General features: G+C 47.7%; 16 protein-coding genes. 9 read left to right on the plus strand and 7 right to left on the minus strand.

Features of this window, described 5'->3' with window-relative positions:
* Positions 1 to 162 precede the first annotated feature (162 nt).
* A complete protein-coding gene (locus DW642_RS03410; RefSeq protein ID WP_117509271.1) occupies positions 163 to 1,581 on the minus strand; it encodes a GH32 C-terminal domain-containing protein in 1,419 nt (472 codons plus the stop codon).
* A 4-nt stretch (positions 1,582 to 1,585) separates the two neighbouring features.
* Positions 1,586 to 3,019 carry a glycoside hydrolase family 32 protein gene (locus DW642_RS03415; protein WP_117509272.1) on the minus strand — a complete coding sequence of 478 codons (1,434 nt, stop codon included), beginning with the start codon at positions 3,017 to 3,019 and terminating at the stop codon, positions 1,586 to 1,588.
* 181 nt (positions 3,020 to 3,200) lie between these two features.
* Between DW642_RS03415 and DW642_RS03420 the strand changes: the two genes are divergently transcribed.
* Both DW642_RS03420 and DW642_RS03425 read left to right on the plus strand, forming a co-directional pair.
* Positions 3,201 to 3,629: a hypothetical protein gene (locus tag DW642_RS03420; RefSeq protein WP_022461386.1), complete on the plus strand. Its 429-nt coding sequence runs from the start codon at positions 3,201 to 3,203 to the stop codon at positions 3,627 to 3,629.
* Positions 3,630 to 3,912: 283 nt separating this feature from the next.
* Positions 3,913 to 5,676, plus strand: coding sequence for a Na/Pi cotransporter family protein (locus tag DW642_RS03425; protein ID WP_117509273.1), 1,764 nt, complete (start codon positions 3,913 to 3,915; stop codon positions 5,674 to 5,676).
* A gap of 221 nt (positions 5,677 to 5,897) precedes the next feature.
* Here the strand turns inward: DW642_RS03425 and glgD are convergent, their stop codons facing one another.
* The 3 genes from glgD to DW642_RS03440 all read right to left on the minus strand — a co-directional run bounded on the left by glgD (position 5,898) and on the right by DW642_RS03440 (position 11,158).
* The gene (gene glgD / locus DW642_RS03430) at positions 5,898 to 7,040 is read right to left on the minus strand and encodes a glucose-1-phosphate adenylyltransferase subunit GlgD (protein WP_117509274.1); all 1,143 of its coding nucleotides are present in this window, start codon (positions 7,038 to 7,040) and stop codon (positions 5,898 to 5,900) included.
* Positions 7,034 to 8,242, minus strand: coding sequence for a glucose-1-phosphate adenylyltransferase (locus DW642_RS03435; protein WP_117509275.1), 1,209 nt, complete (start codon positions 8,240 to 8,242; stop codon positions 7,034 to 7,036). The genes glgD and DW642_RS03435 overlap by 7 nt, the downstream gene beginning before the upstream one ends.
* 300 nt (positions 8,243 to 8,542) lie before the next feature.
* On the minus strand, positions 8,543 to 11,158 hold the full coding sequence (locus tag DW642_RS03440) for a glycoside hydrolase family 3 protein (RefSeq protein WP_117509276.1): 2,616 nt from the start codon (positions 11,156 to 11,158) through the stop codon (positions 8,543 to 8,545).
* A 322-nt stretch (positions 11,159 to 11,480) separates the two neighbouring features.
* On the opposite strand from DW642_RS03440, the gene DW642_RS03445 reads away from it, so the two are divergent.
* Positions 11,481 to 11,885 carry an ACT domain-containing protein gene (locus tag DW642_RS03445; protein WP_022461391.1) on the plus strand — a complete coding sequence of 135 codons (405 nt, stop codon included), beginning with the start codon at positions 11,481 to 11,483 and terminating at the stop codon, positions 11,883 to 11,885.
* A gap of 78 nt (positions 11,886 to 11,963) precedes the next feature.
* Here DW642_RS03445 and DW642_RS03450 read toward each other — a convergent pair whose 3' ends face one another.
* Together DW642_RS03450 and DW642_RS03455 are read right to left on the minus strand one after the other, a co-directional pair.
* A complete protein-coding gene (locus DW642_RS03450; protein WP_055219500.1) occupies positions 11,964 to 13,343 on the minus strand; it encodes an MATE family efflux transporter in 1,380 nt (459 codons plus the stop codon).
* A 22-nt stretch (positions 13,344 to 13,365) separates the two neighbouring features.
* Positions 13,366 to 14,688, minus strand: a complete 1,323-nt coding sequence (locus DW642_RS03455) for an APC family permease (RefSeq protein ID WP_158554964.1) — start codon at positions 14,686 to 14,688, stop codon at positions 13,366 to 13,368.
* A gap of 310 nt (positions 14,689 to 14,998) precedes the next feature.
* Between DW642_RS03455 and DW642_RS03460 the strand changes: the two genes are divergently transcribed.
* From DW642_RS03460 to DW642_RS03480, 6 genes are all read left to right on the plus strand, one after another.
* Entirely contained in the window at positions 14,999 to 16,534 is a 1,536-nt protein-coding gene (locus tag DW642_RS03460; RefSeq protein ID WP_117509278.1) for an aminotransferase class I/II-fold pyridoxal phosphate-dependent enzyme, read from the plus strand.
* Between the two features lie 364 nt (positions 16,535 to 16,898).
* A complete protein-coding gene (locus DW642_RS03465; protein ID WP_117509279.1) occupies positions 16,899 to 17,261 on the plus strand; it encodes an extracellular solute-binding protein in 363 nt (120 codons plus the stop codon).
* A gap of 37 nt (positions 17,262 to 17,298) precedes the next feature.
* A complete protein-coding gene (locus DW642_RS15805; RefSeq protein WP_158554965.1) occupies positions 17,299 to 17,475 on the plus strand; it encodes a hypothetical protein in 177 nt (58 codons plus the stop codon).
* 2 nt (positions 17,476 to 17,477) lie between these two features.
* Positions 17,478 to 20,495, plus strand: a complete 3,018-nt coding sequence (locus DW642_RS03470) for an EAL domain-containing protein (protein ID WP_117509280.1) — start codon at positions 17,478 to 17,480, stop codon at positions 20,493 to 20,495.
* Positions 20,496 to 20,765: 270 nt separating this feature from the next.
* Complete coding sequence (bsh, locus tag DW642_RS03475) at positions 20,766 to 21,740, plus strand: choloylglycine hydrolase (RefSeq protein WP_055219508.1); 975 nt, start codon at positions 20,766 to 20,768, stop codon at positions 21,738 to 21,740.
* 229 nt (positions 21,741 to 21,969) lie between these two features.
* Positions 21,970 to 22,923: a tRNA dihydrouridine synthase gene (locus DW642_RS03480; protein WP_117509281.1), complete on the plus strand. Its 954-nt coding sequence runs from the start codon at positions 21,970 to 21,972 to the stop codon at positions 22,921 to 22,923.
* Positions 22,924 to 23,122 lie beyond the last annotated feature (199 nt).

Raw genomic sequence — 23,122 nt, forward strand, 5'->3', positions numbered from 1 at the left:
ACGACAGATCCGATTTTCTGTCTCCCGCTGAAATTCATATAACTCCTCTACTACTTTACCACACTCCGGCAAAACTGCAAGCAAAAGTTCCCAAATGAATAACTCTCTCAAAAGAGACCCTCCGCCGGATTCCGCATGCGGACGGCGCGTGCAGTAAGGTTATCATGCGTGAAAAACTTTTATATCCCGAAATACCGCTTTCCCATCCGATGCATACAGCCCGAAGCATCCGCCCGTCTGATCATACATCCGTGTTCCAAGCGCAATTTTGCCATCCACATAAGCTTCCAGAATCGTACCGTCTGCAATCACATCGACATGAAAGCTTCTTCCCGTTGATGACGGCAGCGGCCGTTCCAGTTCCACCTCATATGGGAACATCTGTCCGCCCCGCTCTGTCATGCGGACTCCGGATTTAAACTCGATCCGGCGGCGGCCAAAATCAATCAGAAGATAATAACCGACCGTAAATGTTTCTTCGACATGCACGGCAATTCCAACGCTCGGACAATCCCCGTCCACTTCGACGTCAAAGGAAAGACGGCTCGTTTCCCCCACCGGATTCAGCAGCAGCGCACCAAAATCGTACGGTGCATCAACCTCTGCCTGGTTCTTTTCCAGCTTCCACTCTCCTGTCAGTGCCTGCATCTGAAGCGGTTCTTCCCATCCCACGGCTTCCAGCACCTGTGGAATCGGCTTCACAAAAAGATCGCCATTCTCATCCTGCCACAGCTCATGCACCACCAGACTGCCGCCCCAGTCCCATGTATTACAGTCTTTTCCGGGATATCCCGGCGGATCAAAATTGTGCTCGTTGACTTCTCTTGTCGGATTCCAGCCGTAAACGTATCGGTGAACGCCATCACTTCCCGTCTTTGCCGCATAAAAAGCACGCGTGTCGAACGTATCAATTTCCGGCGTCTGCCACGGTCCATACGGACTTCTGCTCTTCCGGTACATCGTCTGATAGCGGTCCGCATACGAAGAAAAGACGAGATAATACCAGTCTCCCATCCGGAAAAAGTCAGGGCACTCAAACGCACACTGTGCATTCATCGGAGCATAGAACGGCTCGCAGTAGTCCCAGTGATGCAGATCCTTCGATTTGCACAGACCCACACAGCCTCTCCTCGTCGTTTTTCCTTTTTTCTGCGCCGCAAAAATCATCCACCAGCAGTTTTCCTCCTCACTCCAGAAAACAAACGGATCCCTCCAGTGGATCGGCTCATAGATCACATCATCCGATGCGAAGCGGTCCTCCGGGATTTCCGTCCACACATCCAGATCGGTGCTGACGGCGTGATTCATGTAGTTCTTCTCTGGCAGCTTCTGAAAGGTACAGTAAAACATGTGATACAGGCCATCCACTTTGATCACAGAACCCGTGCCGCCCACAATTTTTGTATCATGCTCCGTATAATGAATATGATCTGTCGTGCTCAGCATCACCCAGCTGTCCTGATGCTGTTCATCCCGGTTCGCACGGTAATTGCGAAGATAAAACGGTTTAAAAACACCATTGTCATAATAGGGGATCACATCACCCAGCACTGCCTTTTCCGGTCGAAAATAAAGACTCATCCGCTCACCCTCCCATCGTTGTCAATTGAATATTTTCAAAGCGCACCTTTCCGTCAGATACAGCAAGACCAAACTTCCGGTCGTGCAAGTCATACGCGCGCACACTGAGAGCCGTTGTTCCGCCCACATAGACTTCCATCACAGACTCATCGATATAAATTTCCATGGAATACGTTTTCCCCGGAATCAGTTCCAGCGGCCGCTCCAGCTCGACATCGTACTGGAACGTCCATCCGCCCTGCTCATGCATACGGATTGCGCTCTTGTACTCCAGACGCTGCCGCTTCGGATCTAAGTAGAAATAGTAGCCTCTCGCAAACTCCTCATCCACCTGCAGTGCCACGGCAAAACGCTCTGTTCCTTCCGAAAACGTGAAATCAAATGCCAGACAGCCCTGATGCGGAACATCGTTTTCACTGAGTGCAGACGCATAAGCATACGGCGTATCAACAACGGCAGATGTTTCACCAATCTCCCACGCGCCGTTCATCGGTGCCCACTTTACGTCATTTTGAATGGTCAGAACCTCTTTCAGCGCCGGATTTGGTCTTACCGCCAGTGTGCCGTCCTCCCGTGCATAAATTTCATGCGGAATCAGCGTACCGCCCCAGTCATATGTTTTGTAATCGTATCCCTCGTGGTTCGGATCCGGGTCGAAATTCCAGGTGTTCTGTGTCCTTGTCGGATTCCAGCCGAACAGATACCGGTGTTTTCCATCCCCGCAGCTTTTTGCCGCGTAGAACGCACGACCGTCAAAGGAATCTGTTTTCGGGCGTTTCCATGGTCCATGGCAGGAACGGCTCATGCGGTAAATGGTCTGGAAACGGTCTGTGAACTGCGAAAAGATCAGATACCACCAGCCGTTTTCGTAAAACATATCCGGGCATTCGTATGCCGACATGCTCGCATGTGGTGCATACAGCGGCTCACAGCACTCCCAGTGGTGAAGATCGGCAGATTTACATAAGCCTACACAGCCGCGGCGGCCTGTTTTTCCCTGGCTCTGCGCGCACAGCAGCATCCACCAGCAGTTTTCTTCCTCATTCCAGAACACGTATGGATCGCGCCAGTCGGTCGGCAGATAGATCGTTTCGTCCGGTCCGAATGTTTCTTCTTCGTGTTTCGTCCAACTGTCCAGATCACGGCTCGTCGCGTGGCAGACGTACTGCCGCTGCGGATTCTGTTCAAAGACGCAGTAATATAAATGGTAAATCCCATCTGCCTTGATGACAGATCCCGTTCCTCCCAGAATCCCAATCGCCGTCTCCGGCCCGTAATGCACCATATCTTTTGTGTTTAGCAGATGCCAGCCGTCTTTCCTGTCGCTGCCGAAATATGGATTCCAGTTTTTCAGATAAAAAAGGTGGAATTTCCCATCTTCATAATAAGGAATCACATCGCCGACACGGGCATGCTGCGGGGTATAAAATAACTGCATATTTTTTTCTTCTCCTTTCCGTTTTTCTGCGGTTTTTCCCGCTTTTTCGTACTCTTTTTCCGATGCTTTTATTATACTTTTTCCCCTGTAAAATTACAATTAAAATCAGGTATATTTGCCCCGATTTCCGGCAATACTTTTTCATGAAACCACCAAAGAAAGTAAGAAAGGAAGATGCACGATGAGTGGAGATGCAGAGCTTTTAAACTTTATTTACCAGAACTCCCAGATGGGTGTCGACACGATCCGGCAGCTCATTGGAGTCGTTGAGGACAAAGACTTAAAAGAACATCTGAAAACCCAGTTTCAGGGCTATGAGGAATTTCATCAGGCGGCAAAGGAGCTGCTGAATGAACACGGCTACGATGAAAAAGGCCTTGGCATAATGGAAAAAGCACGCACGTATTTTATGATAAACCTGCAGACTATGACGGATCCGTCCGTCTCACACATTGCCAGCATGCTGATTACCGGAAGCAGCATGGGCATCGTCGAGGCAATCCAGAAGTACCGCCAGTATGAGGACGCGGATCCCAAAATCCGGGATCTGATGGATAAGCTGCGAAAATTTGAAGAATACAACATGGAAAAGTTAAAAGATTTCTTATGAAAATCATATTCAGCCAAACTACCCGCATCTGCAGATCCTGCGAGTGGCAGCTTCTTTCGGATGCAAAGGAATCGAGAAACGATCCGGTACCGGCACAAAACAGTGCCGCACCGGATTTTGAGTTGTTTTGACCGTTTTACAAACTTTACATACATTTAACACAAAACTGTTTTTAGATGTGTTATCTTCTAAATGTAGGTTTTTTCTCGAGTAAGACCTGCAAAACGTGTATCTATTGTTAAAACCACGAAAAGAAAAAGAAAATTACGTAAAGGGAGAAATTATGGACATTTTTGGAGTGTTATCCTTTGTCGGTGGCCTTGCCATGTTCTTATACGGCATGAGTGCCATGGGCGATGGCCTGACCAAACTTTCCGGCGGTAAACTGGAATACCTGCTGGAAAAGCTGACATCAAAGCGGATTATGGCAGTTCTTTTAGGTGCCGGTGTTACCGCAGTTATCCAGTCCTCTTCTGCAACTACTGTTATGGTTGTCGGATTCGTAAACTCCGGCATCATGAAGCTGAACCAGGCAGTCGGCATCATCATGGGCGCCAATATCGGTACCACCATCACTTCCTGGATCTTAAGTCTTACCGGCATTCAGGGCGACAATGTATTCATTAAAATGCTGAACCCGTCGTCCTTTTCCCCCATTCTTGCAATCATCGGCGTTTTTATGCTGATGCTGGCAAAGAGCGATAAAAAGAAAAATGTCGGTACCCTGTTAACCGGTTTTTCCATTCTGATGTTTGGTATGCACACCATGAGCAGCGCTGTATCACCGCTCGCAGATGTACCGGAATTCACGGGACTTCTCGTAAAATTCTCAATTCCGGTGCTCGGTGTTCTTGCCGGAACCATTCTGACCGCCGTGATCCAGAGTTCCTCTGCTTCTGTCGGTATTCTCCAGGCACTCTGCGCAACCGGTTCCGTCAGCTACGCCGTAGCGATCCCTATCATCATGGGACAGAATATCGGTACATGTATCACCGCATTGCTCTCCTCCATCGGTACAAGCCGCAATGCACGCCGTACCGCAATGGTTCACCTTTATTTTAACATTATCGGTACTGTTCTTTTCCTGGTTCTCTTCTATGGAATCAATGCCTTTGTACATTTTCCATTCCTGGAAACCTCGGCAAATGCAGCCGGCATCGCAATCGTTCACTCCGGCTTCAATATTTTCGCAACACTGATCCTGTTCCCGTTTGCAGACGGACTGGTCAAACTTGCGAAACTGACCATTCCGGACGGACCGGAAGAAAAAGCAGACGAAGCTGTTCAGATGCTCGATACCCGTTTCCTCGACAGCCCGGCTTTTGCTCTGCAGCAGTGTAAAGTTGCAGCCGCAAAAATGGCAGAACTGACCGAAACCGGCCTTGTTACTTCTGTTGACCTGATGGCCTCCTACAACGAGGCGGATGTGGAAAATGTAGATATTCTTGAGAAAAAGGTGGATCATTTTGAAGATGCCCTCGGCACATATCTGGTGAAGCTTTCCAGCGAAAAGCTTTCCCCGAAGGACAGCCAGACACTTTCCATGATTCTGCACTGCATCGGCGATTTCGAACGAATTTCCGATCACACCGTCAACATCATGAAAGCTTCAAGAGAGATGCATGACAAGAACCTGCAGTTCTCTTCTGATGGAGCCGCAGAGCTTGCTGTTTATGGAAAAGCAGTCAAAGATATTGTCAGCCTGACCTTCTCCGTTTTCAATAATGAAGATGTAAAAAAAGCAAATGAAGTGGAACCACTCGAGCAGGTGATTGACAGCCTGAATTCCAGCCTGAAGAACCACCACATCGAACGGCTCCAGAGTGGAAAATGCACGATCGAGCTTGGTTTTATCCTTTCCGATGTGATGACCGACTTCGAACGGATTTCCGACCACTGCTCCAACATTGCCGTCTGCGTCAGCCAGATCCACAGCGGATCCTTTGATACACATGAGTATCTGCATGCATTAAAGAAAGAAGAAGAATTTGAGACAGAATATAAAGAGCTGAAAAAACAGTATCAGCTGCCAACGCTGAAAGCCTAAAAACAGACTGTACTGTAACCATAAGCTGTACAACCGGGAATTTTTATGGTAAGAATCTTCCCTTCCTTAGGCTATCACTGTTTTGTTTTATTACCATATCACAGATGCATTACTCAATCTACTATTTTTCTCTGAATTTTTCCAAAAAATACCGACTGCCCATCAATATTGATATATTCTACATTGGCAGTCGGTATTTCTATTTCATTCTATTCTTTTCTTTATACCACCTGATCCTTCGCAATAAATACCGGGAAGGAATCGGTTCCTTTGAGCTGTTTTCCTTCAGATACCATAACGTATTTATCAGAAACAACGTACTCAATCTCAGCGCCTGCTTCAATCACAGTATCCTGCATCAGAATGCAGTTCTTTACTTTTGCTCCCTTGGCTACCTTGACACCACGGAACAAAATGCTGTTTTCGATTTCGCCTTCGATCACACAGCCGTCTGCTACCATCACGTTTTTCGCTTTTGATCCGTTGATATAACGGGTCGGATTGTCGTCGCGGACTTTGGTATAGATCGGGTTGCCGGAGAAGAGACTATCGAGATTCTCATCTTTTAAGAGCTTCATGTTCTCATCGAAATAGCTCTTCATATCATCAATTCTTGCCTGATAACCGGTAAACTCATATCCCTGAATGTTCAGTTTCTCCGTTTGCGGTGCCAGGACATCACGCTCAAAGAATTTATTTCCAAGGACAAAGCCTTTTTTGATTTCGTCGATCAGAAGCTGACGCTCCATCACGTAGATATTCATCGATACATTCTGTACTCCGTTTTCCTCCGAGTTTACAAAGATCTTGCTGATCTTCTGTCCTGCCATGGAGAAGGTGTAGTGCAGATAATTGGTTTTCTCGTAAGAGCTTCTGACGCCTTCCGGAATCGGCTGCTTGGTATAAGCTGCAGTAACATCTGCGCCGCTTTCGATATGCTGATTCAGCATCTCTTTGAAATCAAAATTGCAGGCAATGTTGGTGTCCGCCATAACAACATATTTTTCTTTCTGCCATTTCAGAAAATCGAGAACATTTGCCAGTGCTTCCACTCTTCCGGAATACACCTGAATTTTCTTCTCGGAATAAGGCGGAACAATGTTTAAGCCGCCTTTTTTTCTGGCGAGATCCCACTCACGTCCGGAGCCGAGATGATCCATCAGCGAATGGTAATTTTTGCGGACGATAATGGATACATTTCCGATTCCGCAGTTTACCATGCTGGATAAAATAAAGTCCACCATGCGGTAACGGCTGGCAAAAGGAATGGAGGCCATCAGACGCTCGTTTACCAGATCCGGTACCTGCTCATCATAACTGTTTGGGAAAATGATGCCCAGTGCATCTGCATTTGCGTTTACCATTCTTCTTCACCATCCTTTACATTTGCATTTACCATTGCATTTGGTCCTACTTTGGCACGCTCACCGATATGGATTCCGGATCCGATGGTGGCAACACCTTTTTCACCGTCATGCGGCATTTCTCCTACCACGGCATTCTGGCCAATCACAACGTTTTCCGCAACGATACAGTGTTTCACGACTGCTCCGGATTCGATCACGGTTCCTCCCATGATAACGGCATCTTCTACTTCTGCGCCCTCTGCAACCTTTACACCGGAGAACAGAATCGAATGTTTGACATGACCTGCAATACGGCAGCCATCGGTGATCATACAGTTTTCCACAACAGCGGTTTCGGTGATCTTATGGCCTGTTTTTCCGCTGTTTCGGCTGTAAATCTTCCAGTTATTGTCAAACAGGTTGATTCCGCTGTGTTCCGGATCGAGGATTTCCATATTTGCCTCCCACAAAGAGGAGATGGTTCCTACATCTTTCCAGTATCCGCTGAAATGGTAAGCGTACATATTGCGTCCGTCTTTTAAAAGATTCGGGATGATGTTGTTTCCGAAATCGTTCGAAGAATTCGGGTCTGCCTCGTCCTCAATCAGATATTTTTTCAGGATATCCCAGTTGAAAATGTAGATACCCATGGATGCCAGATTGGATTTCGGCTGTTTTGGTTTTTCCTGGAACTCGGTGATTTTGTCATTTTCATCTGCTACCATAAGTCCGAAACGGGATGCCTCCTCCCACGGCACTTCCATAACCGCAACGCTGAATTCTGCGCCCTTTTCCTTATGGAAGCGGAGGAAATCGCTGTAGTCCTGTTTGCAGATCTGGTCTCCGGAAAGGATGATGACGTACTCCGGATCGTAGCTCTCGATGAATGGAATGTTCTGGTAGATGGCATTTGCAGTTCCTTTATACCAGTCAGAACCTGAGGCTTTCTGATAAGGAGGCAGCACGTGAACACCTCCATGGAGGCGGTCCAGATCCCACGGCTGGCCGTTTCCTATGTACTCATTTAACACCATTGGCTGATACTGTGTCAGAATACCTACGGTATCAATTCCGGAATTTACGCAGTTAGAAAGCGGGAAATCGATGATTCTGTATTTTCCACCAAATGGAACTGCCGGTTTTGCAAGCTTCTCGGTCAGCGCATAAAGGCGAGATCCCTGACCTCCGGCAAGAAGCATTGCTATCATTTCTTTTGCCATAATCTATCCCCCTGTTTTAATAGATGCATTCATTATAACACACTATTTGCTCTATGGACAATCTTTTTGTGCATTTTTCACTATTTTTTATTTTTTTTACCGATTTTATTCTGTATTTTTCTCCAGTTTTACAGTTCTTTCGTGAGCTTTTTACATTTTGTACCACAAAGCGGGGCTTGCGGATCGCGGAAATCGTTTGCCTCTTGCAAGCATAGACCTTGACCCTTTGACCGTATAAAAAGCAGCCCCGCAAAGCCTTATGGTAAAGGTCTGCAGGGCTGCTTCTATATTTATTAGTTTTTATGCTTTTGTAACGGTAACTGCCTCTTCGAGTTCGAACTGATCACCGTATGGTTTGCAGTCATCATATGCGAGGGACTGCAGAACAACATTCAGAATGCGGTATGCACAGGTCTGAAGCTGTCCAAGCGGCAGAGTTCCGTCTGCAACAGATGCTACAATTTCCTGACGGTTTCCTTGCTGGCCAGGCATCTGCAGATCGTTTCCTGCAAGAACACACTCTCTTGAAGTGGAATGTCCATATTTCAGGTTATATTTGTAAGCGAACAATCCGCTCATGTCCTCTGAGGTTCCCCAGTCGGTCATGACATAGCCTGCGAAGCCCCACTCATCTCTTGCTGCTGCGGTCAGAAGGTCGTGGCTGTTGGCAGTATGCACACCGTTTACCAGGTTGTAGGAAGACATAATCGTCATCGGCTGTGCTGTCTTGACTGCGATTTCAAAGCCCTTCAGATAGATTTCACGCATTGCGCGCTCGCTGATGTGCTCATTGACGTACATACGGTTGTCTTCCTGGTTGTTGGCTGCAAAGTGCTTAATGCTGGTTCCGATTCCGGCATGGGACTGGATTCCTCTGGTATCGGCTGCGGCGCACATACCTGCCACCAGCGGATCTTCCGAGTAGTACTCGAAGTTTCTTCCGCAAAGCGGATTTCTGTGAATATTCATGCCAGGCGCCAGCCATACGGAAATGTGGAATTCTTCCATCTCTTTTCCGACGATATCACCGCATTTCTGGATCAGATCCATGTTCCACGATTGCGCAAGAAGCGCTGCTACCGGGATTGCGGTGCAGTACTGGAAATACTCCGTGCCGCCTTCCGGAACTTCGATTTCATTTTTGTTAAACGCATCTTCCAGAGGATTTCCGGAGGATACCATCTTTCCGTCTGCATCAACGACAAAGTGCGGAATCAGACGAAGACCGGCCGGACCGTCTGCAAGAATCGTATTGTAAATACCTCTGTCCTCAAGAAGAATGGAAGTCGTATCTCCCGCTGCTCCAGGCGCCATATCGGAAGAAGATCCGATAAATCCTTCCTGGCCAAGTCCGTCTGCAGTACCATTGCAAACGGCAGCCATCTCTTCTACGGTCAGCTGCGATACGAGATCTTTTAACGTCGCTTTTCCGCTCTTTACATCTGCCGCGGTCAGCTTCTCTCCCTCATAAGCCGGGAATGCTTCCGGTGTCTCACTGTAGACAACAGTCTCCGTCTTGATGCATTTGCTGCAGATATCGATCTGTTTTGCAGCTGCTTTTTCTTCTGCCTCACCTTCATAGCTGTACGGTGTTACGCCTGCTTTGGAGAGTTCCTGTGGAGCGTCATCTGCAGGGAAGAGATTCTTTCCCTGAACCGTAACAACGGTCTCTTTGAGATTCAGGGCTGCTGCCACTTTCGTTGTTCTGGAGCTGTTGCCGACACGGATGTAATACGTTCCTGCCTCGAGTACCCATGCTGCTTTTTTCTCATCGTAGGAAGCCATAGATCTCGTCGGGAAGGAAATGGTAATCGTCTGGGACTCACCCGGCGAGAGCAGATCGGATTTTCCGAAGCCGCCAAGCTCCTGATACGGTTTCTCAATCGTGCCATCCGGTGCGGAATAGTAAACCTGTACGACTTCTTTTCCGGCGAATGCATCACCAATATTCTTTACGGATGCGGTAACGGTAACGTTCTTGGCATCTGCCTCCACGTCCCTTACTTCCGTCTCAAAATCAGTATAACCTTTGCCATAGCCGAAGCAGTAGTTCGGGGTTACGTTGAAGGTGTCAAAATAACGGTAGCCGACATAAATGCCGTCGCTGTAATACTCATCGTTGGTGTCACCGTTGTTGTGGCTGAAATTTTTTGAGGACGGATAGTCTTCATAGGAAGCAGCCCATGTATCAGTCAGCTTTCCGGATGGGATGCTCTTTCCGAGAACAACGTCTGCAACGATGTTTCCGGTTGCATTTCCGGCCTGTCCTGCAAGAAGAATTGCATTCAGTCCTTTGATTTTCTTTAACTCTGTGGTGTCTACAAGGTTCGCAATATTCAAAATTAAAACTGTTTTCTCATAATGCTCTGCCAGATAGGCAATGTCAGCGAGCTCGTTTTCGCCGAGCAGATAATCGCATGCTCTGTTATAGCGGTCTGCACCTTCACCGGAGTTTCTTGACAGAACATAGATAGCGGTATCGGTGTCCTCTTTTTCGGTAATTACCGGCACGTCAGGCTGTGCAAATACTTCCGAGAACATAACAGCAAAAATCGGAACGTGAAGCTCCTCTGCTTTTTTTGCCAGCTCTGCCTGATATGCAGCCTGCGCATCTGCAAGCACTTTGTCATATTCATCGAGCCATTTACCAGTCAGAATTTCAAAGCCGGCCTCTTTTAAGCCCTGTTCGATCGTAACAACCGTTCTTGTGTTAACGTCTCCGGAACCGGTACCCCCTTTTACCGTGTGGCGGACGCCGTTACCATAAACTGCGACTTTTCCTGCACCGGCAAGCGGCAGGGTTCCGTCGTTTTCAAGAAGTGTCATACACTCACCGGCCAGTTCACGTACCAGCGCGGAATGCTCTTTTTCTCTTGCAGATACTTCTCCTGTTTTTGATGCATAAAATGTTGCCATAATTCTAATACCTCCCAATAATAAATTCACATATAGCGCTTATATTGTAACGCATTTTTCGTCATTATGCAAAAGTTTTTTCACCTGTTTTCTCATATTTTATTTGTATTTTGTGCATTTTCTCTTATTATCCGACTTTTCTGTCTTTTTTTCGCTCATTGATTTCTTTTTTTATTTTTTTATATTGATGCTTTTATTCTATTAATTTTCTGTAAACGATACGCTTTTTTACCTTTTTTTTCGTCTTCTTTTACAAAATTCGTTGACGCGTTTGATTTTGGCAGTATAATGGAATCAGAGATCAATTTTAGGAGGCCCCATTATGTTAAAACAACTTTCTATTTTCGCAGAAAATAAAAAAGGCACGATGCAGCAGATCACACAGATTCTGTTTGAAAACGACGTCAATATTTTAGGTTCCGTCAACAACGACAGCGCAGAGTACGGCATTGTCCGCATGGTCGTTTCCGATCCGGATAAAGCAGAGCAGGCGCTTCAGGCTGCCGGTTACATGACACGCCAGACGGATGTACTCGGTGTCGAGGTAGTTGATCAGCCGGGTAACTTAAATTCCCTTCTGAAAACACTGCTTGAGACAAATATCGACATCGACTATATCTATCTCTCTTTCAACCGCGAGTCCGGCTGCCCGATCATGGTGTTTCATGTACCGGATGTATACGAGACAGAAGCAAGCTTAAAGAGCAAGGGATATACCGTTCTCTAGAGCATGTTTGAAAAACACGAAAAAAGACATCTGGCGAAGTGATTTTTCACCCCTGCAGATGTCTTTTTTCTATATCATCTATTCTTTTTCTTCATCCTCAAACAGGTGATCCCGCGTAATGTTTTTTGCCCACAGTCCGCTCTTATACCGTTTCAGAACCCACGGCCATTTTACAAACTCGTCTGTACACAGCAGGAAATAAACCACAAGGACAGGAAGCTTGAAGACAAACGCTGCAATAAATCCAAGCGGCACCGCGTAGCACCACATATCAATCGTATCACAGACCAGTCCGAACTTTGTGTCACCTCCGGCACGGAATACTCCGGCAATCAGCGTCGTATTGACGGCCGCCCCCATAATATAATAGGTATTGATCAGCAGCATATATTTCAGATAATGCATCGCGGTCTCATTTAAAGAAGCAAATTTCAATACAAACGGCGTGATACCCAGCACAACCAGTCCGCCCACAGCTCCGGCAACAACCGTCAGCTTCAGCAGTTTCGATGCATATTCCTTCGCCTTTTCCAGATTTCCTTCTCCCATAACATTTCCAAGCAGAATACCGCCTGCACTTGCCACACCAAAGCACAGCACGGTTCCGATATTTCTTACAACAACAACGAGCGAGTTTGCCGCTACCGCATCGCTTCCCAGATGGCCCAGGATCACAGAATACATCGAAAATGCAACGCCCCAGGAAAGATCATTTCCAAGTGCCGGAAGTGAAAGCTTCACAAAATCGGAAAACAGCAGCTTGTTGCGGATGAACATGTACCGCAGATCGAGCTTGATATCCTTACTCATAATCGACACAATCACGCAGCCGATCAGTTCAATGACACGCGACATCGCCGTTGCGATTGCAACACCGGTTGCTCCAAGCTTCGGAAATCCGAAGAGGCCAAAAATGAAGCATGCGTTGAAAAATACGTTCAGTGCGAATGCCATCATATTCATCGCCATGCTGATCGTCACACGGCCGAGGCTTCGAAGCACCGCAAGATAGATCTCCGTAATGCCCCAGCACAGGTAGGTCACACCCATGACGCGCAGATACGAAGCACCGATCCGGATCAGTTCCGCATTATCTGTAAACAGACGCATCATCATCTGTGGCATGGTAAAAGCAATTCCTGCCACAACGACGGAGATGATGACGGAGAATCGAAGTGCGATTCCCTCGACAGTCTGAATTGCTCGCATATTGCCTTTTCCAAAGTACTGGGCACACAGAAGTGTTGCTCCTGTTCCCAGTCCATAATAAACCATAAATAATACATTTGCATAGTTGGATGCCAGGGATACCGCGGAAATAGCGGACTGTCCCACGTAGTTCAGCATCACGACATCGGCAGAGTTGACTGCCGCGCTTAAAAGATTCTGAATCACAATCGGCAGAACCAGCTTAAAAATCTGGCTGTAAAAGCCCTGCTCTTTTGTTGTTGCCCTCATGTTTCTTCTCCATTTCTCTTCTTTATTTGTCTTCTTTCTTTTCCTGTTTTGCCTTCACATACGGGTATCGGACCTGCGTGTAAACAAACATCACCAGAATATAGATGCCGCATGCGATCGCCGCGGGAACCGTAAGATCCGACAGATTGACATACGAGGTTCCGATCATCAGAATGCCGATGAAAAACAGCAGAATGTGAAGTGTCCGCTTTTTCATACAAAACGCAGATTTCTGATACTCTTCCGGGAAGATATCCGGCAGACGCCAGCAGGCCAGGAGTACCATAAATTCCGTCACCATATCGGTTCCGACACCCATGTTGGAAATCAATGTCAGATCCATTCCCGTAAGGATCGGAATAGCGCCCATCAGGAAAAAGACCATCAGAAGGATCACCGGAACACCGTTTTTATTCTCCTCCGCGGTTTTTTCCGGCAGCCAGCCCTGTTTTGCGGCAGCCTGCAGTCCTCTTGTCACCCAGCTCAAGGTTCCGTTCAGGGTGGTAAGCAGCGCAAATACGGCACCACCGAACACGAAAAACAGGTACAGCCAGGTTGGAAAAATCTCCTGTGCGACAAGCGTCAGATTCTGAAATGCAACCGTTTCGACCGGAAGCACGCCGCCTGCCACGATACCGATCAGCACATAGAATACAGCAACGATACTCGTGGAAAGCACGATAACCTTTGGAATCGTGCGGGACGGCTCCACAATATCGTCTCCGTTCTCCGCAACGAATTTTGCGCCTCCGCACGCAAAACTCAAAAGTGCCACGCCTGTGAAAAAGTTCTTCGGACCGTTCGGCATCAGGTTGGATACCGTCGGTGTCAGGGCATCCCAGCTTACTTTGGGCAACCCGAATACAATAAATAAGAACAGGCTTAAAAGCAGCAGCACAACCATGCCCTTTTGCACCAGTGCGCTCGATTTCAGTCCGATGAGATTGACAGCGGTACAGATTACAAGTGCTGCCATTGCGACAGCCGACTCGCCAAACTGCGGAAAAATCGAGCAGAAATAGCTTGCAAAGCCTTTCGCGTACGTTGCGATCAGAACCTGGCTTAAGACAAACATCGCAATGTACATAAAGCCGGCTTTTTCACCCATCAATCGTCGGATGTAAGTAAAGCCGGCGCCTGATGACGGGATTGCGGACGTCAGGATGATGAACGGTACACAGGTGATAATGGCAAGCACGGCACCTAAAATAAACGCTGCGGCAATGCCGTGTCCTGTCAGACCGATGACGATTCCTGTCAATACCATGATGCCTGAACCGATGATCTGTCCGATCGCAAGTCCCATACAGTCGGAAATATTCAATTTTTTATGACCTTCCCCCATACATTTTCCTCCCTTTTTCTCCCAATGTACTCTCGTTTCTGTTGGCGGATCCCAACAGAAACGCATAGCATCCTATTTTTTTATTCTACCGAAATCTCATCGTTTGTCAATTTGCAAAATGCGCAAGGTTTAACGCTTTACCTGTACAGAATAGACAATATTATAATTGAACTTGTTTCGCTTTAATTTTGAACTTTTCAACATTTTTACAATTTTCAGTTTTTCTATTGAACTTTTTTCTTGTCCATGCTACAATAAGCACAGTTTTGAACTTTTTTTTATTTTGTATTCTATCTTAAGGAGATTTTCTATGACAAACGAAACCTTTTCCGACCGTCTGAAACTGGCCATGCAGGCGAAACAGTTCAAGCAGGTCGATTTGATCCGAGCGGCCCAGCGGCGCGGTGTGAAGCTTGGGAAAAGCCATGTCAGCCAGTATGTCAGCGGAAAAACGGTTCCGCGCTCCGACATTCTTCACTTTCTGGCCGATGTGCTCCAGGTCGATCCCGACTGGCTGCTTGCAAAAGATTCCACAGTAAACTATACGGCAGATACGGTTTCTGATTCGACAGAATCTTGTTCTGATCCATCTGCTGCTTCTCTTTCCCAGAAAAAAACAGGAGGTTCCCCTATGCGAGAATTTAAAAAATCATCAAAACTCGACAATGTCTTATATGATGTCCGCGGACCTGTCGTAGAAGAAGCCAACCGCATGGAAGCGTGCGGCACGCAGGTTCTGAAGCTGAACATTGGAAATCCGGCTCCTTTTGGTTTCCGTACCCCGGATGAGGTCATCTACGACATGAGCCATCAGCTTACCGACTGCGAGGGTTACTCTCCTTCCCAGGGTCTCTTCTCTGCACGAAAAGCGATCATGCAGTATGCGCAGTTAAAGAAACTGCCAAATGTTTCTATCGATGATATCTACACCGGAAACGGCGTCAGTGAGCTGATCAACCTCTGCATGTCCGCTCTTCTGGATGACGGTGATGAAATCCTCATCCCATCCCCGGATTACCCGCTCTGGACCGCCTGCGCAACGCTGGCCGGTGGAAAAGCCGTCCACTACATCTGCGATGAACAGTCCGAATGGTATCCGGACATTGATGATATGCGAAAGAAGATCACCGACCGCACAAAAGCGATTGTTATCATCAATCCGAATAATCCGACCGGTGCACTCTATCCGAAAGAGGTACTGCAGCAGATTGTCGAGCTTGCCAGAGAACATCAGCTGATCATCTTTTCCGATGAAATTTATGACCGGCTCGTCATGGACGGTCTCGAGCATGTTTCTATTGCATCCCTCGCACCGGATCTGTTCTGTGTCACCTTCAGTGGTCTTTCCAAATCGCACATGATCGCAGGCTTCCGTATCGGCTGGATGATCTTAAGTGGAAATAAAGCTATCGCAAAGGACTATATTGAAGGGCTCAAAATGCTCTCCAACATGCGTCTCTGCTCCAATGTTCCGGCACAGTCCGTTGTCCAGACCGCTCTTGGCGGCCACCAGAGTGTCAACGACTACATCGTTCCGGGCGGACGGATTTACGAGCAGCGCGAATACGTTTACAAGGCATTCTGCGATATTCCGGGTATCACCGCAGTCAAACCAAAAGCTGCGTTCTATATGTTCCCGAAAATTGACACGAAAAAGTTCAATATCACAAACGACGAAAAATTTGCTCTCGATCTGCTGCGCGACAAAAAACTTCTGATCGTCCACGGCGGCGGCTTCAACTGGGGACAGCCTGATCACTTCCGCGTTGTTTACCTGCCGCGAATTGAAGTTTTAAAGGATGCGGTTGAAAAGATCACCGACTTCCTCTCCTATTATCATCAGTAAAATTCTGATCACTTTTTTCACAGAGCTCCACCGGAAATACCACCTTTTTTTCCGGCGGAGCTTTTTTCCTTTACCGGATTCTTTCCTGCTGCATTACACCTCACCGGTACCCGGCAAACAACAGGTAACTTTTCGTTACTGTTCACTCAGCAGTGAAACACTTGCTGTTTCGCTGCGTAAGAAAGTGATTCAGGCGTGAGCAGCCCTCCTTTTGCGAAGCAAAACTTTAAATGAGGGCTGCGAATGTTACAGTTCGCTGGGAACCAGTGAACTGTAACAACTTTTCTGTTCCACGGCTTAATTTCGATTGCGGCTCCTGTTCCTTTATGTTATAATTCTTTCAAATCAAGTCACAACCTTTCTTTTGAGTTCTGTTCTCGCTGTATCGCTTCTTGGCGGATGCCGCGCCTCCGACAAACCCGTTACGCTGACCGTATGGACGTATTACAACGGAGATCAGTTAGCTTCCTTTGAACGTCTTGTTGAGGAATTCAATACAACCTCATATTCCGATGCCCACAGTATTTCCATGAAGGTTCTTCCCTGTCCGAAGTTTGCAGACGGAGAAGCTTATGCGGTACAGCAGGGTGCCGGTATGGTTGTCACACAGGGCAGCGAGCAGGAAATCAAAGCGTGCGTAACCTTCCTCAAATGGTTTACCGCACCAGAAAACAACATTACCTTCTCCGTAGACTCCAGTTATCTGCCGGACAACCAAACCGTTTGAAAACGGAAATGAGGCACGCTCTTTTCTGGAACATGCCATGCGTGACCAGGCTTCTGCTGACCTCCTCATTGTCCGTGACCGGATGGAGCAGGGTCAGACACTCGACGAAGCAGCTGCCGACTTTCTGACCGACGACTACTTTGAAGCCTGGTATCAAAACACACTTTCCACACTCTCAACTTTGGTTGACCATGAAACTCTGACAGGAGAATGACAATGAAAAAAAGAAAGAAAGAAAAAACAATTTTTCGGACGATCCTGTTCGCCATGCTTCTCGTACTCGGCATTGAAATTGTCCTTCTTGTTTCTGCCCTGTATCTTAGCAATGTCAGTACAAGACTGAATCAGAACGCCATGGATCTTCTCGACATGCAGACCAGCAACCGCGCCGATTATCTGGAAAGCATACTGCTTTTCAACCAGGATCTCTCCAGGCTTTCTTCTTGTATCAACGAAAAAGCTTCTGAACTCTCCGCTGCCCAAAAGCTGGATCTTTCCAGGATTGGAGACAGTTCCGCCGAGGCGCTTCCTCTTCTGGAAGAAATCAGTTCTGCTATGATTTCCACACTGCGCAGTAAATCCGTCACCGGGGTTTTCGTTGCCTTTACAACGGAGGAGTTCTCAAAATCAAGTACGGTTTCCGCAATTCCGGGCATGTATCTGCGGGATCTGGATCCCACTTCCCCTGCTTCCGCAGCCAACGACGATCTTTTTCTGGAACGCTCTCCCATAGCGCTTGTCCGTTCCATGGGTATTTCTACAGATAAATCCTGGACAACTTCCTTTGACCTGACGCAGAAGCCGGAAAGTGCTTTCCTCACACCGGTTTTTCTTGCCACATGGGCAGATCACGGTGCGCTGGACGCGGATAATTACGGTCGCTGGACGATTTTGCCCTACACGCTTTCCGGGGATGACCGTCCTGCCATTGCCTACACAATTCCGCTTATCACATCCGACGGTACCATTTACGGCGTTGTCGGTATCGAGATGCTTGTCTCCTATCTGCAGTCGCTTCTTCCCTATTCCGAGCTGCAGAACGAAAGCAATGGAACGTATCTTCTCTTTTCCGCGTCTGCCGCTTCACTGAACAGCGAACCCCCATCCCAGATCATCTGCCGCACAGCTGTCTGCTCTACCGGAAACGGTATGACGCTTTTTGAAGAGGAAAAGCAGGCATTTAAGCTTAAAGAACATCCTGACGGTTCCTTCTGGCTGCGAAGTGACGGAAGCACGTATTACGTTTCCGTCACACCGCTTACGCTTTACAGCAGGAATGCGCCATTTTCCGATGAACAGTGGGCACTGGCCGGTACCGTACAAGCATCAAACCTGTTTCATTTTTCCAGGCAACTGCTGCGTATTCTAATGACCGCCATTGTGTTGACTCTGTTCGTTGGACTCGTTTCCAGCCTGATCACCAGCCGTTTGCTGGCGCATCCTGTTTCCCAGCTCTCCGCAGAGGTGGCTGTCGCACAAAAAAACAGGGAAAAGCTGCCGACTCTCTCCCGCACGGGAATTCGCGAGCTCGATCAGTTTTCGCAGGCAATTACACAGCTGAGTCAGGATATTCTGACAACCTCCACAAAATTCCTGCGTATCATGGAAATGGCAAGTATTGAACTGGGTGGCTATGAGATGCGTTTTGATCTCAACACGGTCTATGTCACAAAGAACTTTTTTCCCATGCTCAACCTTCCATCTGAAGATGTCTCCGGGCTTTCCACCCGGTATTTCCAGCAGATGCTGCGTGAATTTGACCAGACACATTCTCATACCGTATGGGTCGGGCATTCTAAGGTGTATGAAATTTCATTTTCTGACGGAACAATCCGCTACATCCGTATGGAGACCTCCCGCGAGGGCTATGCGCAGATCGGACTTGTCGAAGATTTTACCTCCGTTATGCTGGAACGGCAGCGCATAGAGCACGAGCGTGATTACGATGCATTGACCGGTCTCTACAATCGACGCGCGTTTCAGCGGGAAAGTGAAGCTCTTTTTGAGCATTCGGAAGTTCTCGGTCACGCTGCCCTTCTGATGATCGACCTTGACAATCTAAAACGCACCAACGACACCTTCGGCCACGACTGGGGCGATGCCTATATCCGGCAGGCAGGACAGTGTTTTATCTCCTCTGTGCCGGCTAAAACGCTCTGTGCCCGTATTTCCGGCGATGAATTTAATCTTCTGTTCTACGGCTACCAATCGCAGGAAGAAATTCGAGCACTTCTGCAGAATCTTTCCCTTGCGGTTTCAAATACAGCCCTGGAGCTGCCAAGTGGTCGTAAACTGCCCCTTCGCCTTTCCGGCGGAGTTTCCTGGTATCCGGAAAACAGTACAGATCTGTCTACGCTGAAAAAATATGCGGATTTCGCAATGTACCAGGTAAAGAAAGCAGAAAAAGGGTACATTACCGAATTCGATCTGGAGCTTTTTACAAAAAACGCAAAGGAAACCGAGATGCGCCGCCTGTTCCATAAAATGTTGAATGAAGAGCTGTTTACGTATTACTTCCAGCCAATTGTTTCCGCTGCGGACGGCAGTATCTACGCCTACGAGGCGCTGATGCGCGGAAATCTCCCGGCGCTTACTCGTCCGGATCAGATCCTGCAGCTGGCTCACGAGGAAGAGTGCCTGCATGAAATAGAACGTCTGACTATGTTTCTCTCTGCAAAATCCTATGCCACATTCCTCTCCACCCATCAGATACGCGGTGATGAGCTTCTCTTTGTCAATTCGATTGCAAGCCAATACATGAATCACGATGAGTCAGTGGCTTACGTCGAACAATACAGCTTTCTTCAGGATCGGATTGTCATCGAGATCACAGAGGAGGATTCACAGGATCTTACAGCTCTGTTGAAAAAACGTGAGATGCCGGGATTTTCCGGTGTATTTGCCCTGGATGACTACGGCAGCGGCTACAGCAATGAAAAAACGCTTCTGGAGCTTGCACCGGCGTATATCAAGCTGGATCTTTCCATCATCCGCGATATCGACTCCGATCCGGACAAGCAGCAGATCGTAGAAAATATTGTTTCCTATGCACATCAAAGAGGCATGAAAATCATTGCCGAGGGTCTGGAAACTCCAGCTGAACTTTTGAAGGTACTGGAACTGGATGTTGATCTCCTGCAGGGCTATTTTCTTGCAAAACCGTCCGCTGTTCCGAAACCTGTCAGTGCAGAATCCGTTGCTGTCATAGAACACTTCCGGAAGCATCTTGCGTAATTCCACCTCTTCCTGCAGCATCATTTCAAATCACAGCATCTATGTCTGATCTGCTGCTTCGAAACAGGTACCAGTCAGCGACCCGGAGCGTATCTGAGCAATTATCCCTCAAAAAACATCCATAGCAAACCCTGCAAAAGCAGGGTTTTGTCTCCACTCTGAAGGATCCTTTTTTATACTTTTTTCATATTTTTCTCCTGTTCGTTCCTCCGCTTCTGTGCTATGATACCTTATAGCAATGACAAATCATCCATCGAAAGGAGTTTTTCTATGTGTACAGCAGCAACCTATCAAACACGCGACTTTTATATGGGCCGCACACTCGATTATGAATTTTCCTATGGCGACCAGATCACCGTTACACCTCGCAATTACCCGTTTTCCTTTCTTCATATGCCGTCCCTTTCCCATCACTATGCAATGATCGGCATGGCGTGTGTGATGGATGATTACCCGCTCTATTATGAGGCGTTCAATGAAAAAGGGCTTGGTATCGCCGGCCTTAATTTTGTAGGAAATGCCGTTTATTTCGATCCGAAACCGGAGAAAGACAATATCGCGCAGTTCGAGCTGATCCCGTGGATTCTCGGTACATGTGCTTCGCTTGCGGAAGCAAAAGAATCCCTCTCCCGTATCAATCTCATCAGCACACCTTTTAAAAAGAATCTTCCGCTCGCACAGCTTCACTGGATCATCGCAGATGCATCGGGTGCCATCACCGTGGAATCCACGGCGGACGGTCTGCATGTCTACGACAATCCGGTCGGCGTTCTGACAAACAATCCGCCGTTTCCAATGCAGATGTTCTCACTGAACAATTACCTGCATCTGTCACCGAAACAGCCGGCCAACACATTTTCCAACCAGCTCGATCTTTCTACGTACAGCCGTGGCATGGGCGGTCTTGGACTGCCGGGCGACCTCTCTTCTGCTTCCCGCTTTGCACGCGTGGCGTTTGTAAAGCAGAACTCGATCTCGGGAAACAGCGAAACGGAAAGTGTCAGCCAGTTTTTCCATATTTTAAATTCTGTTGACCAGCAGAGAGGATGCTGTGAGGTGGCGGACGGAAAGTATGAGATCACGCTCTATACTTCCTGCTGCAATGCGACGCAGGGAATTTACTATTATACGACGTATGACAATCATCAGATTTCTGCGGTTGATATGCACCGCGAGAATCTCGATGGCGAAACGCTTCGCTGCTTTGCGCCGGTGACGGGCGAGCAGATCCATATGCAGAATTAGAAAAATCCGGTACAGAAATCTTTGAGGACCCCTCAAAAAAGATTCTGTATCGGATTTTTTCTACATCTCATCACATATTGTAAAACAGACGTCGCACCGGCTTCTTCTTTTAACCTCTTACTTGTTTAGTAGATATTATTTTACTTTCATTTTTTTCTGTCCCTTCCGGCAGTTTTATGATACACTTTTCGTATTGGAAAACCGATTTTTTTGAAAGGATTTTATCATCATGCAATTTTATCTCGCTCCGATGGAAGGGCTGACCGGATATGTGTACCGGAGCGCCTACCACAAATATTTTCCGGCGGCTGACCGTTATTTCACGCCATTTATTACAAATAAAAAGATGAGCTCCCGCGAGCGCAATGACATTCTCCCGGAGCATAACGAAGGGATGACGGTGCTCCCGCAGATTCTCACAAACCAGGCGGAGGACTTTCTTTCTCTGACAAAAGAACTGAAGGAGTACGGCTACGATACCGTCAATCTGAACCTTGGCTGTCCGTCCGGCACGGTTGTCGCCAAGCGGCGCGGCTCCGGACTGCTTGCGTGGCCGCATACACTCGATGCATTTCTCGATGAAATCTTTTCGTCCTGCGACTGCCGGATTTCCATCAAGACAAGACTTGGCACAACCGACACCGATGAGTGGGAGACGCTGCTTGCGATTTATGACAAATATCCGCTGGAAGAGCTGATTATTCATCCGCGGATTCAGAAAGATTTCTACAAATATACGCCGCGCATGGAGTGTTATCGGACAGCATATGAAACGAGCCGCCATTCGCTCTGCTACAATGGGGATCTTTTCTCAACCGCTGATTTTCAGAAGCTCTGCCATGATTTTCCCTTGACGGAAAAGGTCATGCTCGGCCGCGGGGTGCTGCAGAACCCCTGGTTGATCGGGATGCTGCGCAGTACAGATCCTGCCAGCAGTGAAAATTTAGCTCCGGCAGATAAGGAGCTGCTGCGCACATTCTGCGAAGATCTCTGTGCCGGCTATGCGCGCGTTATTTCCGGGGATAAAAATGTGCTGTTTAAATTAAAGGCACTGTGGATTTACCTTGGAACATCGTTTACGAATCCCCAGAAGTATCTGAAAAAGATCAAAAAAGCAAATCGCCTTGCCGAGTATGAAGAGGCCGTTGATTCGCTCTTTCGGGAACAGGAGCTGATTTTTTAACCGAATCGAGCCGCGCAAGCCGCTTATGAACCTTCGCTTGATTTTTCCATCCTGTTCCGCACAGATAAAATTGAACCGCGTCTGATCAACGAAAACACAGCTCTCATCCTTTTCTCTTACCACACCGAATGCATCCGCCGTGAGGATGGCACTTCGTACGGCATCCGCGGACTCGAGACACAGGTCGCCGTCAAAGAGG

It is taken from the genome of Blautia sp. AM23-13AC, assembly GCF_003435675.1.
GTDB lineage: Bacteria > Bacillota > Clostridia > Lachnospirales > Lachnospiraceae > Fusicatenibacter > Fusicatenibacter saccharivorans.

Bases quoted from the DNA above. Each gene is read 5' to 3' on its own strand.
- DW642_RS03410 (WP_117509271.1), bottom strand. From the start codon at position 1,581: ATGAGTCTTTATTTTCGACCGGAAAAGGCAGTGCTGGGTGATGTGATC.
- DW642_RS03415 (WP_117509272.1), bottom strand. From the start codon at position 3,019: ATGCAGTTATTTTATACCCCGCAGCATGCCCGTGTCGGCGATGTGATT.
- DW642_RS03420 (WP_022461386.1), top strand. From the start codon at position 3,201: ATGAGTGGAGATGCAGAGCTTTTAAACTTTATTTACCAGAACTCCCAG.
- DW642_RS03425 (WP_117509273.1), top strand. From the start codon at position 3,913: ATGGACATTTTTGGAGTGTTATCCTTTGTCGGTGGCCTTGCCATGTTC.
- glgD (WP_117509274.1), bottom strand. From the start codon at position 7,040: ATGGTAAACGCAAATGCAGATGCACTGGGCATCATTTTCCCAAACAGT.
- DW642_RS03435 (WP_117509275.1), bottom strand. From the start codon at position 8,242: ATGGCAAAAGAAATGATAGCAATGCTTCTTGCCGGAGGTCAGGGATCT.
- DW642_RS03440 (WP_117509276.1), bottom strand. From the start codon at position 11,158: ATGGCAACATTTTATGCATCAAAAACAGGAGAAGTATCTGCAAGAGAA.
- DW642_RS03445 (WP_022461391.1), top strand. From the start codon at position 11,481: ATGTTAAAACAACTTTCTATTTTCGCAGAAAATAAAAAAGGCACGATG.
- DW642_RS03450 (WP_055219500.1), bottom strand. From the start codon at position 13,343: ATGAGGGCAACAACAAAAGAGCAGGGCTTTTACAGCCAGATTTTTAAG.
- DW642_RS03455 (WP_158554964.1), bottom strand. From the start codon at position 14,688: ATGGGGGAAGGTCATAAAAAATTGAATATTTCCGACTGTATGGGACTT.
- DW642_RS03460 (WP_117509278.1), top strand. From the start codon at position 14,999: ATGACAAACGAAACCTTTTCCGACCGTCTGAAACTGGCCATGCAGGCG.
- DW642_RS15805 (WP_158554965.1), top strand. From the start codon at position 17,299: ATGCGTGACCAGGCTTCTGCTGACCTCCTCATTGTCCGTGACCGGATG.
- DW642_RS03470 (WP_117509280.1), top strand. From the start codon at position 17,478: ATGAAAAAAAGAAAGAAAGAAAAAACAATTTTTCGGACGATCCTGTTC.
- bsh (WP_055219508.1), top strand. From the start codon at position 20,766: ATGTGTACAGCAGCAACCTATCAAACACGCGACTTTTATATGGGCCGC.
- DW642_RS03480 (WP_117509281.1), top strand. From the start codon at position 21,970: ATGCAATTTTATCTCGCTCCGATGGAAGGGCTGACCGGATATGTGTAC.